Origin of the sequence: Sulfitobacter undariae, assembly GCF_014196805.1 — a bacterium.
GTDB classification, from domain to species: Bacteria; Pseudomonadota; Alphaproteobacteria; order Rhodobacterales; family Rhodobacteraceae; genus Sulfitobacter; species Sulfitobacter undariae.
In genome coordinates this window covers 91,059-105,239 of sequence record NZ_JACIEI010000001.1, presented here as the reverse complement: position 1 = coordinate 105,239, position 14,181 = coordinate 91,059, and the positions used below count along the sequence as shown (strand labels likewise).

The window sequence follows — 14,181 nt, the reverse complement described above, 5'->3', positions numbered from 1 at the left end:
GTTGCGAGGGGGAAAGACCCCGCATCAACTTTCGCGCCACGACCTTGCAAAATAATCAGCCATAGGTTTGAGCAGATAGGTCAGCGGTGAGCGGTCACCCGTCTTGATAAACGCATCCACCGGCATCCCCGGCAAAAGGATTGTGCCCTCCTCCAGCCGCTCAATCTCTCCGGGAGACAGCGTGATCTCAGCGCGGAAATAGCTGAGGCCTGTTCCCTCATCCGTCAAAGCATCCGCCGAGATCAACATGACCTGACCTGTCAACTCAGGCGTGGTGCGCTGATCCAGAGACGATAGGCGCAATTTTACTTCCTGACCCACCGAGACTTCATCAATATTCGTCGGCATCACCCGCGCCGCGATGACCAGCGGCCGATCTTGCGGCACCAGAAACATCAGCGGCTCCGCCGACCGAATAACAGAACGTGGCGTGGTCACTTGCATGGAATAAACGATTCCAGACACAGGCGCACGGATATCCAGACGGTCAATCGTGGCCAGCAATGCGCGGCGCTGTTCAATAAGAGACAGTTCACGATACCGAATTTCACGCAACTGGGTGATCGCCTCTTCACGCCCCGATGTACCTAGTTTCAGGCCCATAATCTCGATCTCGGTAATACGTCCCTCTGCTTGAGCACGTGATGCAACCAATCTCCCGACTTCACCTGTTAGGCTGGCCTTCTCTTGTTGAAGCCTCAGAACCGAGGCCGCCTGCGCCAGCCCACTGTCCAACAGCTTTTGCTGGTTGACCAATTGCGGCTCAATCAACTCTAACTGGGCCGCAAGCGAGGTTTCTTGCGCACGGATTCCCGAAATTTGGTCTTCGATCTGACTGGCCTGCTTGGCCAATTGCTCACGTTCCTGAAAAACACTGTTACGGCGCGCCTCAAAGAGGTTGCGCTGGCCATTCATCAACTCTTGAGCATCTTCATTTGTCTTGGCGACGTCCAAAAGTGCAGGTGGGAATTTAATCTCATCCGCCTCGTCGCGCTGCGCCTGCAAACGGCCACGCCGCGCCATCAGTTCAAACAACTGCCCTTCAACCAAGGTCAATTCAGACCCCGCCTGTTCCGGGTCCAACTGGATCAACAGATCACCTGCCTTTACCAGATCCCCCTCGCGGACAAGAATCTCTTCCACAGTCCCACCAGTGTCATGCTGTACGACTTGCCGGTTACGATCCACCTCAATCCGGCCAGAAGCCACGATGGCCCCCGCGATATTGGACATAACAGCCCAAGTACCGAACCCGCCGAAAAGTACCAAAATCGCCAAACTGCCAAACAGGACAGGACGCCATGCGCTCCATTTGTTGGACCCGCTCATGCCACGCCCCCTGCGCCTTTGGGCGCTTGTTGAATTTGCTGATGGTTCTTTACCATGCCCTTCAGCACCTCGTCTTTAGGGCCAAAGGCCATTCGAACGCCGCCATCCAGTACCAGCAACCTGTCGCACTCCTGTATCGCCGCAGGCCGATGTGCCATGATCAACACCGATCCCCCTGCGGCTTTCATTGTGCGGATCGCCTGATTCAGGGCTTGCGAGCCGATGTTGTCCAGATTGGAGTTTGGTTCATCCAAAATCAGAATGACAGGATCGTCATAAAGCGCCCGCGCCAGACCGATGCGTTGCATTTGCCCGCCTGACAGGCGCACCTGACCAGAGCGTATCATCGTATCGTACCCGTCTGGAAACTCCAAAATCATCTCATGTGCCGCTGCCATTTTAGCCGCCGCGACAACTTTGGCATCATTGGGGTTTTCCAGAAGGCGCGAGATATTTTGGGCAATCGTTCCATCAAACAGCGACACCCGCTGCGGAAGATACCCGATATAGCGGCCTAATGTCTCGCTTCCGTAATGCTCTAGCGCGGCACCATCTAGGCGAATGGACCCACCCGCAGGACGCCAAACACCAGTCAAAGCACGCGCCAACGTAGATTTCCCCGCACCAGACGGGCCGATCACACCAACAGCCTGGCCCGGCTCAACTGTAAATGAGATTGATTTAAGCGCGGCTTGTTTGTCGCCGGGCGGTACGACAATCAGGTTTTTGGCCGCCAGTATTGCACGTGGTTTCGGCAGTTCAGTACGTTGCCCTTCCGGCGCGACAGTCCCCAATAGTTGCGCCAAATTGCGCCATCCCGTTACCCCGCGCTGCACAACCGGCCATTGGCCCAGCCCCAATTCCACAGGGGCCAAAGCCCGCCCCAGTAAGATTGAACCAGCAATCATCGCCCCTGCGGTCATTTCGTTTTGCAAGACCAGATAGGCCCCCAAACCCAACATCGCAGATTGCAAAAACAGGCGCAGCGTTTTTGTCATAGACGTAAATGTACCGCCCACATCCGTGGCCCGCACATGGCTGACCAAGGCTTCGCTGCGGGCTTTTTGCCATCTGGTAAAGGCCGCATCGCGCATACCCATCGCCTGCACCATTTCCGCCTCGGTGCGAATTTGATCAGACATCCCCGTTGCTTGCTGCCCTGCCACGGCAGCACGCGCCTGTGCGCCACGTGACAGAAATTGGTTGGCGATCGCTATCGCGACAAGAACAGCCGCGCCGACCAATGCAAGATACCCCAGATAGGGATGAAACAGAAAAATCGCAGCAAAGAAGATGGGCGTCCAAGGTAAGTCAAAAGCTGCCATGAGAACTGGCGATGTGATGGTCCGTTGGACAGCCTCTAAATCCGCAAGGCTGGCATTGGTTTTATCGTCAGGTGCAATTGCGGACTTACGCACCACCGCATCAAAAACACGTCGATCCAGATCATCCTGAAAACGCGCCCCCACGCGCGCCATAATCCGCCCGCGGGCATAGTCCAGAATACCCATCACTGCATAAAGAAACACAACCAACAGCGACAAAGCCATCAGTGTTTCTTCGCTGCCCGATCCCAACACGCGGTCATAGACCTGCAACATATACAATGGGCCCGTCAGCATCAGCAGGTTTGCAAAAGCCGAGAAAACACCGACCGTCCAATATAACGTCCGGCTGCGTTTACGGGTTTGACGCAGTTCTTCGCGTCCGCGTGTTGTAATTTCGGTCTGCATCGACACCCTCCGTACACCACAAAGGATGTCACACGATTAAATTCTTCATCGTCTGGCCCGATAGCCGGGGCAATACCACCCCGTGCCTAGCCCCCAGTCAAGCATCAACTCTGCTCAGAAGCTAAACAGATTCACTTAAAGAACGATTGAGACACACTGGTTCATTCTTTTACCGGTTGCTCCCGGTCGGTTCGCCAGAGCGCCCACCGCCCCCACCGCCGCCAAAGATGTCCTGCAAAACCTGATCAATGATGTTCGTCGGTCGATCAGGTTGCCTTGTCGGCGCTTGCTGTTCCAACGGCACAACTTCGTTCACGTCGCCTTGGAACACGACTTGCGCCGGGGCTGGCTGTACCATTGGCAAAGGCCGCTCTGGCACGCCTTCATGAACCCGCAACATCACCTCGCGCCAAATTTCCGCAGGCAAGCCACCGCCCGTCACGCCCTTGAGCGGCGTATTATCGTCATACCCCATCCAAACGCCCGCGACATAGTCAGCCGAAAATCCGATAAACCACGCATCTTTCGCCGCAGAAGTGGTGCCCGTTTTACCAGCCAACTGGCGACCCCCAAATTTTGCGCGCCCGCCGGTCCCCTCGGAGACGACTTTCTCCATCATGTAAATCAACTGCCCAGCCGCATTTTCTTGAATAACCCGTTCGCCGATACCACCACCGGTGCCCATCATCGGCTCGCTATCGCCGCGCAGACGTAGATCAATCAGCCCATAAGGCGTGACCGAAGACCCCCCGTTAAGGATGCCTGCAAAAGCACCTGTCATTTCAATCAATGTGCTTTCAGACGAACCCAGTGCCATCGCAGGCCCAGCAGCCAAATCGCTTTTGATACCGAATTGCGATGCAACAGTGGCAACTGTTTCACGGCCCACAGATTCTGATATCTTGACCGCTGGAATGTTCAGCGATTGCGCCAGTGCGTTTGTCATCGTGGTTTGGCCGATAAAACGATTGGTATAGTTCTTGGGACACCATTGGCCTGAGCCAGGGACGTTCAGGCAGTAAGGACTGTCATCCACCAGATCGTTCGGAGAATACCCCAGATCAAGTGCCGCCGCGTAGATGAAAGGTTTGAATGCCGATCCCGTCTGACGCATCGCCTGCGTGGCACGGTTGAACGCGCCTGACACTTTGGTATTGCGCCCGCCAACCATCGCACGCACGGCACCATCGGCACTCATCACAACAATCGCCGCTTCGGCCTTTGACCCCGAGCGGACCTTGTTTTCGAAGATATAATTCAACCCCTCAACGGCTGCCCGTTGCATCCGCTGATCCAAGGTTGTGCGGATAATCACGTCTTCCGTGGTTTTGCGGGTAAAGAACTCAGGCCCCGTCGACATCACCCAATCGGCAAAATACCCACCAGCCCGCGCTTCGGCTGCCTCCGATAGTACGGCAGGGTTTGCTTGCCCCAACGCCGCTTCCTCATCGGTCAGATAGCCTTGCTCGGCCATCAAGCGCAGCACGGTTGCCGCACGATTTTGAGACCGTTCAAGGTTGGCCGTAGGGGCCAGCGTACTTGGTGCGGTCAGCAATCCCGCAATCATTGCCGCCTCTGACGGATTAACTTCTGAAGCGTGTTTTCCAAAGAACCGTTCGGATGCGGCCTCGGCACCATAAGCACCGCCGCCCAAATAGGCGCGATTCAGGTAGATCGACAGAATTTCATTCTTGGAGTATTTCGCCTCCATCGCCAGCGCGAAAACCGCCTCTTTTGCTTTTCGTACAAGGGAACCACGGCGGCACTCTGCCTCATATTGCGCTTCGGTTATGCCTGCAGTCGGATCAAAAGGCTCTCCCAGACACAACAGTTTCGCAGTCTGCTGGGTAATGGTCGAACCACCGTGGCCAGACAATGGACCGCGCCCTTCGCTGAGGTTGATGCGCACAGCCGAGGCGATACCACGCGGGCTGAGGCCGAAATGCTGGTAGAACCGCTTGTCTTCTGTTGCGATCACAGCATTCTTAAGATGCGGCGAGACGTTTTCGGCCGTCACCATGCCGCCAAACTGATCCCCGCGCCACGCAAACGTCGTGCCGTTGTTGTCCAGCAAAGTCACAGAGCCACTAGCGCGGCCATCCGTGAACTCTTCAAATGGAGGCAAAGTTGTGTAGAAATAGCCGACAATCAGGCCCAAAACGATACACCCGACCAATACCGAGCGCGATGTCACCACCCAGATCAATCGCATAATCCAGCGCACCAATCCCAACAACAGCCCCAAGATACCCCCACGGCGCGGGCGCTGCGGCTTGCGGGTACGTTTCGCTTTGGGCTTGGCTTTGGGTTTTGCTGCGGCCTTCGGTGCTGCAGCAGCCTTGCGGCCATAACGGTTGTCCGCAACCAAAGTACGCTTGCGCTTGGATGAATCACTCATATTTCGGGCCTGCTCGCCTATTGTTTTGCTGCATCTTAGACGGTTGAGTGAGAATTGTTTAGCGCCTGATCCACCTCACGGCTTCATAATTTTGCCCACATTTTACGCACATCTCTACATTTGCGCATTAATTAAGCATCCAAGCCAGACAATACGGTTCAAATCCCCTCACAACCTTTCCTTCGACCAGCCTTATCCAGTTTTCTCAAACGGCATTATGCAGGGAAAACCTGCGAACCAAGAGGGGACAATTAGGTGAAACTCATCATTGCCACAATCAAACCATTCAAACTCGAAGAGGTCCGCGAAGCGCTGAGCGAAGCGGGCGTTCGTGGTCTGATGGTCACTGAGATCAAGGGCTTCGGCGCTCAATCCGGCCATACAGAAATCTATCGCGGCGCTGAATACGTCGTGAACTTTGTGCCGAAGGTCAAACTGGAGCTGGTCGTCGCCGACGGCGTTGCGGACCAAATGGTCGAAGTCATCAGCAAGACCGCCCAAACCGGCAAGATCGGTGACGGCAAGATCTTTGTGCTCGATGTCGAGCAAGCGGTGCGCGTGCGTACCGGTGAAACCGGCGAAGACGCTATTTGATCTTCTTAAGATTGAGGAAATGACAACATGAAATCACGTATTCTCCTTCCATTGGCCGCCACAGCTGCGCTGTTGCCGTCTTTGGCGCTGGCACAGGACGTCGAGTATGCAACCGCATCCGAGACGGCCTTTATCTTCAACACACTACTGTTCCTGATCGGTGGCTTTTTGGTATTCTGGATGGCCGCAGGCTTCTCGATGCTCGAAGCAGGTCTGGTGCGTTCCAAGAACGTAACAACACAGCTGACCAAGAACATCGCATTGTTTGCGCTGGCGGCCATCATGTACTGGCTGGTAGGCTATAACATCATGTACCCGGGCGACGCATGGACGATCCAAGGCGTGCTGGGTTCTTTCGGCACAAAAGACATCAAAACAACAATCGACGCGGGTGGCTACTCTAACGCCTCCGACTTCTTCTTTCAGTTGATGTTCTGTGCAACCACAGCCTCGATCGTTTCCGGCACATTGGCCGAGCGCATCAAACTGTGGCCCTTCCTGATCTTTACCGTGATCCTGACGGGCTTCATCTACCCGATCGAAGCAAGCTGGCAGTGGGGCGCAGGCTGGTTGTCTGACGCAGGCTTTAGCGACTTTGCAGGTTCCACATTGGTACACGCGGCTGGTGGTTTTGCTGCACTTGCAGGTGCAATCATTCTTGGACCGCGTATCGGCAAGTACAAAGGTGGCCGCGTTATGCCAATGCAAGGCTCCAACCTGCCCTTGGCAACACTGGGTACCTTTATCCTGTGGTTGGGTTGGTTCGGCTTCAATGGCGCATCACAGCTGGCCATGGGCTCCATGGTTGATGCAGATGCCATCGCGCAAATCTTTGCAAACACCAACATGGCCGCTGCAGCCGGTGCCATTGCCGCACTTGCTCTGACACAGATCATGTACAAAAAGGTCGACCTGACGATGGTTCTGAACGGCGCACTTGCCGGTCTGGTATCCATCACAGCTGGTCCGCTTGACCCAACTCTGTTTGGTGCGCTTTGGATTGGTGCAGTTGGTGGCGCGATCGTGGTCTTCGCGGTTCCCTTCCTCGACAAGCTCAAGATCGATGACGTTGTCGGCGCGATCCCCGTTCACCTGCTGGCAGGCTTCTGGGGGACGCTGGTTGTTCCCGTCTACACCGCAGACACATCCTTTGCGACACAGATCATGGGCTTTGCCGCCATCGGTGCCTTCGTCTTCGTCGTCTCCTCGATCGTCTGGATGATCCTTAAATCAACCGTAGGTATCCGCGTCAGCGAAGAAGCCGAGATCGCAGGTCTCGACATTTCCGAGTTGGGCATGGAAGCCTACCCCGAGTTCTCCAAAAGCTAAACCGCCTGCCCACAGGCAAGCGAGACGCAAAGATCAAGCCCCGCGCGGAAACGTTCGGGGCTTTTTCATGTCTGATGACCACTAACGCAAAAACGCCGCGCTCGGGTGTGAGCGCGGCGTTCTATCGAAATCAGAAGGTGGGCAGGGTCAGATGCCTGCGTCGATGATCGCCTTGGCAAGGATCGGCACTGTCTGCGCGTTCAATCCAGCGATGTTCATGCGGCTGTCACCCACCATGTAAATCCCGTGATCCGCACGCAGTTTCTCAACCATCTGTGGCGTTGTGCCCAAACGCGAGAACATGCCACGGTGCTGCCCAATGAACCCAAAACGATCCGATCCAGACAAGCGTTGCAATTCCGCTGCAAGCTGGCTGCGCAGACCCAACATAGACAGACGCACATCTTCCAATTCGGCCTGCCAATCGGCGCGCAACTCGGCATCATTCAGGATCATCGTGACCAGACGCGCACCGTGATCAGGCGGGAAACTAAAGTTCTGGCGGTTCAGATAGGCCAAGGAACCTTGGTTTAACGCCTGCGCGCTGCTATCCGCACTCACCACCATCAACAGGCCTGTGCGTTCGCGGTAGATGCCAAAATTCTTGGAACAGCTTGCCGCGATCAGGCACTCAGGCACAGCCGCCGCCACCTTGCGCGTGGCCGCTGCATCTTCTTGCAGCCCATCGCCAAAGCCTTGATAAGCGATGTCGATCATCGGGGTTGCGCCAGTTTCCAGCAAAACCTTGATAACTTCATCCCATTCAGCACCATTCAGGTTCGCACCTGTCGGGTTGTGGCAACATCCGTGCAACAGCACCAAATCGCCTTTTTTCGCCGTCTTCAGATCAGCAATCAGCCCGTCAAAATCAACGCCGCGTGTTTCTTCGTCAAAGTAGCGGTAAGGCACCATTTCCATACCCAGATAGGCCAGAATGGATAGATGGTTGGGCCATGTCGGGTTAGACACAAACACACGCGCATCAGGCCGCGCCATCTGCACCAGTTCAAACGCCTGCCGCACGGCACCCGTGCCACCCGGCGTGGCCGCTGCCGCCACATTGGCCCGTGGCACAGAGCCGCCCAAAACCAGATCAACCATCGCATCGCCAAAGGCAGGATCACCTGCAAGACCCGTATAGGCTTTGCTGTTTTGAGTTTCCCACAGCTGCATCTCGGCGGCTTTAACAGCGCGCATAACAGGCGTCAGTCCGGTGGCATCTTTGTAGACACCAACGCCAAGGTCTACCTTGTTGTCACGTGGATCATCGCGGTACATCTGGATCAGTGCCAGAATTTTATCTGCGGGTTGCTGCTTTAAGGTCTCGAACATTACGCTTCTCCGGTAGCGACTGGGACGGTGGGGAACATCCCCCACTCACTCCATGATCCGTCATACAAGGCCCACTCGTGGTGGCCCATTCTTTCCAATGCCAATGCCAGCACCGCTGCCGTCACACCGGACCCGCAGGATGTGATAACAGGCAAGCCCAGATCAACACCAGCGGCCTCAAAAATGGCGCGGGTTTCATCAGGGGATTTCATTGTTTTATCCGCGTTCAACAGCGTCCCAAATGGCACATTGCGCGATTTTGGGATGTGACCTGCACGCAGACCTTCACGCGGTTCTGGCGCATCGCCACGAAAACGCTCGGCGGCGCGCGCATCGACAATTTGCGGCGCACCCAATTTGGAGGCATGGGCCACTTGCGTAACATCGCGCACCAAATGGTTCTGGAAGCGTACCGTCATATGGCGATCACGCGGCATCGGCGGCATGTCTTCGGTTGCGCGGCCCTCGGCCACCCATTTGGGCATACCACCATCCAACACGGCCACGTTCTCTTGGCCCATCAGTTTGAACAGCCACCACACACGCGGCGCAGACATGATGCCCGATCCGTCATAGACAACAACCTGATGGCCATCCCCCACACCCATCGCCCGCATCCGCGACATGAATTTTTCAATCGGGGGGGCCATATGCGGCAGGCTTGAACGGCCATCCGAAATTTCATCAATGTCAAAAAACCGTGCGCCGGGAATATGGGCAGCTTCGTACTCTGCCTTTGGATCACGCGCGGCTGCTGGTAAATACCACGACGCATCCAGAATGCGCAAATCAGGGTCTTTGAGGTGTTTTGCCAACCATTCGGTTGAAACAAGTGTTTTTGGATCATCAGTCATGGCAGGTTCCTCATTGTGACACCCATCCTGACTACTCCGACATGAAAATCGGGGCAAGGCAATGCACGCACTGCTAGAGGTCTTTTAGAGAAAAACAGCTCACGGAATACGTCAAAAGGCAGCGTTTGCGCCCTTAGCTGTGTTCTTTAAGCAGGCGTGACTTCTGGCGTGACCAATCCCGTTTGGCAGAGTCCGCACGCTTATCGTGCAGCTGTTTACCTTTGGCGATGCCGATTTTGATCTTGGCCTTGCCGCGATGGTTGAAATACATCACCAACGGCACAAGGGTCATCCCCTTACGCTGAGTAGCGTTCCACATCTCTACCAGTTGCTTGCGGCTGACCAGCAGCTTGCGGCGACGGCGCTCTTCATGGCCAAATGTCTTGGCCTGTTTGTAGGGCGCGATGTAGCTGTTCACCAACCACAGTTCACCATCCTCCACCGCTGCATAGCTCTCGGCGATGTTAGAGCCGCCCATACGCAGGCTCTTGACCTCGGACCCTTCCAGAATAATGCCGCATTCGACATCGTCCTCGATTGCATAATCAAACCGCGCGCGGCGGTTTTCTGCGATGACCTTATAGTTAGGGTCGGATTTGGATGATGATTTTACCTGTGCCATAGCAGACGATGTAGGACGCGAATGCGCGCCGCGCAAGGGTAACCCCTAGCGCAACCCGTCACGTGCGATAAATTTGGCAAGGTCCAGCACGATTTGCCCCCGTGCTTTGGCGATAGCCGCTGGGCCCCCGTCGGCATCATAGGCAAGATTCAGGTCAAACAGGCCAGAACGCTCGCGCCCGCCATAGACACCTACGAAATACTGACCCGTTGCGCGAAACACGCCGTCGGTCCCCGCAACCAAATCCGCAAAACGCACATCCAGCGTAGCGGCTGCGCTTTCTTCAAACGGCCATGGCTCTGCTGCGACCCGTGCTTTGGTCATACGCGCAAGGTTGCGGCTAAGCTCAAGCCCGATTGCACGCTCAGGCGCATCCGCCCACAGTACCTTGGAGGTGACCATAGAGCCGTCAGGCGCTTGCTGTGCGATTTCATCAGCAGCAGCGTAGCTGGGCAAAGACACGTCTTTCACCTCAACCGAGCGGAAAGCGATCCGCACCGTTTCGGTCACAGCAGGCGGCTGTACCGCGATGCTATTTGGAGTGCCGCAAGCGGTCAGGAATGCCAGCGTGGCAGCGGTGACAAGTGGTTTCATAAAAGTCATATTATCTTCCCAGCAGCAGAGAATTAGGATTTCGTTCGATGGTACGCGCCAGCTTCTCCAGCGCGCCCGCAGCTTGTTGAATGTCACGCAGTGCAGCCTCGGCAGCACGGCTGAGCTGATCACCTTTGTTATAGCCATCAATGGTCTGGCCCGCTTGCACAAATAGCGCATTCAGGCGGGTGATCATCTGCGGCAGGTCACGGGCAGAAACCGCGATACTATCCGCCGCATTACGCGCCGATGCCAAGGTCAGATTGACGTTTTGCACGGCTCCGCCCTCACGCAACTCTTTCAAAGTCGCGTTCAATTGATCCAATGCGCCCGCCAAAGCCACAGGCAATTGCGCGGTTTCCGGGCTACTGATCAACGCCTCGGCAGAAGAGGTCAGCGAGGTCAGTTCTTGAATAAGAACATCAAACTCCAGTGTCGCCGCTTTGTCAGCAACGGTCTGAAGTTCGGCGATCAACTCGGGCACACCCTCTACAGAAGAGGTCACCGCATCAGCTGCTTCGGCAGCAGCCGTCAGGGTTTTACCCAGTGTCTCGGCGATCCGCTGTTTCTCCAGTTCTGCGACCAGTCCCTCAACCCGCATTAGTGTCGCATTCAGCGCAACAGGAATGTTTTGCACATCATCAGAGGTCACGATCTCTGAAATGTCTTTCAGCAAGGTACTCACGTCACCCGGAACCTTTTGCAAATCGCCGTTGGACATCAACATCTCGGCCGAGTTCATCACGTTTATCGCGCTGTTCAACAGCTCTTCGATGGGCAGGTTGTTGATACGGGTAAATACGCCCTCCACAGTTGCCGCCGCATCCGAAGTCAGGCTTTCTGTCGTCGGCATGATCGGCAGATCAAGACCATTGGCCGTCAATTCGGCAGCAGGTGCATCCTCAACCTCCAGTAATTCAACTTTCAAACCACCAGTCAGCAGGCTGGCCGATGCCAACCGCGCACGCAGCCCATTCACAACGCGGTCTTTCATCAAGGCCAGCGCCCCGTCAGCCGACACATCGTCCTGAAGACCCAAGCGCGACGGCTGTATCGACAAAATCACATTCAACCGGACACGGCTGTCACCGAATTTGGCGACATCAACGATACCAGAGAGACTTTCAACAGAACCGATGCGAAAGCCGCTCAACTCCACTGGCGCACCAACCGACAAGCCGGATACGTTTTCATCAAAGATCACGCTCATCCGCAGAGGATCAACTTCTGAAGTTGTGAACAGACTGTTCCTTGCAGCCTCTTTCTCTCCGAAAACCTCAAAGACTTGACCGTCACGCGCAGGCGCTCCGCCAGACACAAATGTATCAAAAGTAATCCCGCCCCCAATCAATGTCGCCAAGGAGCTAAAGTCAATTTCTGCACCTGTTGGCCCGACAGAAAAGCTGAAGCCGGAAGTGTCCCAGAACCGCGTGGACGAGCTGATCAAATTGCGGTGTTCTTCATAAATCAGGCCCTCACTGATCGCAAACGCCCCACTGCGGGCAATCTGTGCGCGGCCAACTTGACCCACCTGAATGCCGCGAAACATGATCGGCGCGTTGTCCGTCAACGTTCCATTGGTGGTCGTGCGGAACGCAATCTGTAGGCCACTGCCACCCGGTTTGATCAAAGGTGCCACATCAGACCCTTTGAACCGATCCGCATCTGGGCCAATCTCATTATCCCACGAGCCCTCAATATAGACACCGCTTAGAACTGTGCTTAGGCCCGTGATACCTTGCGCGGTCACTTCGGGCTGTACAATCCAGAAAACAGAGCTCTCATCAATATATTCCGCGACATTCTTTTGCAGACGGATATGCGCCTCAACCCGCGACAAATCTCCGGTAAAGGTCACATTCTCTACGATGCCAACTTCGACATCGCGGTACTTCAATGCGGTTTCACCGGCGGTGATGCCGGCGCCATCACTGAATTCGACCACAATCAAAGGACCGCGTGAGGCATAAGATTGCCAAGCAACCCCAAACGCCACAACAAGGGCAAGCATCGGAATGATCCAGATAAAGGACGCACCCGAAAGCCATGCCTTTTTAGTGGACTGGATTTCTACTTTGGGGGGGGTATCAGCCATGGTCAGGCACCTCGTTGTCGTTGTCTTGCGCATCCCAGATCATGCGAGGATCGAATGCCTGAGCAGATAACATAGTGAAAATAACAGATAGGGCAAAAAAGAACGCAGCTGGCCCCGGATTAATCGTAACAAGGCCTTTGATCTGCACCAAGGCAGACAAGATTGCGACCACAAATATGTCAATCATCGACCAGCGGCCAATATATTCGACAACTTCGAACATCAGCAACCTGCGATGCGATGCGATGCCACCTTGCTTCCGTACGCTCACAGCAAGAAAGGCAATCGCCCAAAACTTGCCCAGCGGGATGACAACAGAGGCAATAAGAATGATCGCAGCAATGCCAAATGCCCCGTGATGCGCCAGATCAACAGCGCCGCTGATGATGGTGCTATCCGTCTCGGTGAACAATTGCCGCGTGAGTAGCATCGGATAAAGATTGGCCGGGAAATAGCATATCAACCCGACAATCCACAGCGCCCAAACACGTTGCAGGCTGTTCTCTTTGCGCGACACCAATTTGGCGCCACAACGCCCGCAGACAGGCGTGCCCAAAGGCCACGCCCGCGCGCAGCGCGTACATGCAACCAAACCTGCCTCACGGGCGGTTATCGTTTTTTGGGATGTTCCAGAGAGTTCCATACAGACCACTTACACAAAAAACTATCTTGCACGATCACAAGAACAACCAAAACGCCAAACATCCAAAAAGCAGGACCAAATCCAACGGTCGCCAAATCCGCCACTTTAACCAAGGCCACCGCACAGCCAAGCGCGAAAATCTCGGCCATCGACCAAGGGCGCAAAGCCTCTGACAAACGGAATGCCTGAACCGCATGCCGTGCCGCCGGACGGTCAAGCACAACAGGGACCAGCACATAAATCGTCAACATCATACGCAGCAAAGGTACAAATAGGATGAATCCAGCTGTCAGCAAGGCCAACACCAGCATGGGTCCTTCAGTAAAGGACAACGCCGCATCAATAATAGAGACTGAATTGCTACGCCCCGCCGCCGATATCTTCAAAAACGGGAGCATACTGGCCGCAGAGATCAACACCACCACGGCCACGGCCACGGCAATGATCTGCATTCCCGCCTTGCGGCGCGGCGCGATCAGCACTTTGTGACACCGCACACAAACTGCGCGCTCACCATTTTTGGGGCGCTGCAACTGGTAGGTTGCATCACATACTGGACAAACAATCAGTTCTTCCAGAGGCGCGTGAGAAAGGTCGGCAACTTGAGACATCGACTATATATAGCCTTAGCAAGGGTGGGTTAACACTGTCATTTGCG

Annotated in this window: 12 protein-coding genes; 2 read left to right on the top strand and 10 right to left on the bottom strand. The window is 55.2% G+C overall.

Features of this window, described 5'->3' with window-relative positions:
• Window positions 1-24: 24 nt before the first annotated feature.
• From GGR95_RS00475 to GGR95_RS00465, 3 genes are all read right to left on the bottom strand, one after another.
• Entirely contained in the window at window positions 25-1,329 is a 1,305-nt protein-coding gene (locus GGR95_RS00475) for an HlyD family type I secretion periplasmic adaptor subunit (protein WP_184561679.1), read from the bottom strand.
• A complete protein-coding gene (locus tag GGR95_RS00470; protein ID WP_184561677.1) occupies window positions 1,326-3,062 on the bottom strand; it encodes a type I secretion system permease/ATPase in 1,737 nt (578 codons plus the stop codon). The genes GGR95_RS00475 and GGR95_RS00470 overlap by 4 nt, the downstream gene beginning before the upstream one ends.
• 169 nt (window positions 3,063-3,231) lie before the next feature.
• A complete protein-coding gene (locus GGR95_RS00465) occupies window positions 3,232-5,460 on the bottom strand; it encodes a transglycosylase domain-containing protein (protein ID WP_184561675.1) in 2,229 nt (742 codons plus the stop codon).
• 255 nt (window positions 5,461-5,715) lie between these two features.
• Here GGR95_RS00465 and GGR95_RS00460 point away from each other — a divergent pair, with 255 nt between their 5' ends.
• Both GGR95_RS00460 and GGR95_RS00455 read left to right on the top strand, forming a co-directional pair.
• Window positions 5,716-6,054, top strand: coding sequence for a P-II family nitrogen regulator (locus tag GGR95_RS00460; RefSeq protein ID WP_184561673.1), 339 nt, complete (start codon window positions 5,716-5,718; stop codon window positions 6,052-6,054).
• A 27-nt stretch (window positions 6,055-6,081) separates the two neighbouring features.
• Entirely contained in the window at window positions 6,082-7,383 is a 1,302-nt protein-coding gene (locus tag GGR95_RS00455; RefSeq protein WP_184561671.1) for an ammonium transporter, read from the top strand.
• Between the two features lie 147 nt (window positions 7,384-7,530).
• Here GGR95_RS00455 and GGR95_RS00450 read toward each other — a convergent pair whose 3' ends face one another.
• The 7 genes from GGR95_RS00450 to GGR95_RS00420 all read right to left on the bottom strand — a co-directional run bounded on the left by GGR95_RS00450 (window position 7,531) and on the right by GGR95_RS00420 (window position 14,134).
• Complete coding sequence (locus tag GGR95_RS00450; RefSeq protein WP_184561669.1) at window positions 7,531-8,715, bottom strand: amino acid aminotransferase; 1,185 nt, start codon at window positions 8,713-8,715, stop codon at window positions 7,531-7,533.
• Window positions 8,715-9,569, bottom strand: coding sequence for a 3-mercaptopyruvate sulfurtransferase (gene sseA / locus GGR95_RS00445; protein ID WP_184561667.1), 855 nt, complete (start codon window positions 9,567-9,569; stop codon window positions 8,715-8,717). The genes GGR95_RS00450 and sseA overlap by 1 nt, the downstream gene beginning before the upstream one ends.
• A gap of 133 nt (window positions 9,570-9,702) precedes the next feature.
• Window positions 9,703-10,191 (bottom strand): SsrA-binding protein SmpB, encoded by a 489-nt coding sequence (gene smpB / locus GGR95_RS00440; RefSeq protein WP_184561665.1) that lies wholly within the window; start codon window positions 10,189-10,191, stop codon window positions 9,703-9,705.
• A gap of 45 nt (window positions 10,192-10,236) precedes the next feature.
• Window positions 10,237-10,794, bottom strand: a complete 558-nt coding sequence (locus GGR95_RS00435; RefSeq protein ID WP_184561663.1) for a PqiC family protein — start codon at window positions 10,792-10,794, stop codon at window positions 10,237-10,239.
• A 1-nt stretch (window position 10,795) separates the two neighbouring features.
• A complete protein-coding gene (locus tag GGR95_RS00430; RefSeq protein WP_184561661.1) occupies window positions 10,796-12,880 on the bottom strand; it encodes a PqiB family protein in 2,085 nt (694 codons plus the stop codon).
• The gene (locus GGR95_RS00425) at window positions 12,873-13,523 is read right to left on the bottom strand and encodes a paraquat-inducible protein A (protein ID WP_184561658.1); all 651 of its coding nucleotides are present in this window, start codon (window positions 13,521-13,523) and stop codon (window positions 12,873-12,875) included. The genes GGR95_RS00430 and GGR95_RS00425 overlap by 8 nt, the downstream gene beginning before the upstream one ends.
• Window positions 13,490-14,134, bottom strand: a complete 645-nt coding sequence (locus GGR95_RS00420; RefSeq protein WP_184561656.1) for a paraquat-inducible protein A — start codon at window positions 14,132-14,134, stop codon at window positions 13,490-13,492. The genes GGR95_RS00425 and GGR95_RS00420 overlap by 34 nt, the downstream gene beginning before the upstream one ends.
• Between the last annotated feature and the right edge of the window lie 47 nt (window positions 14,135-14,181).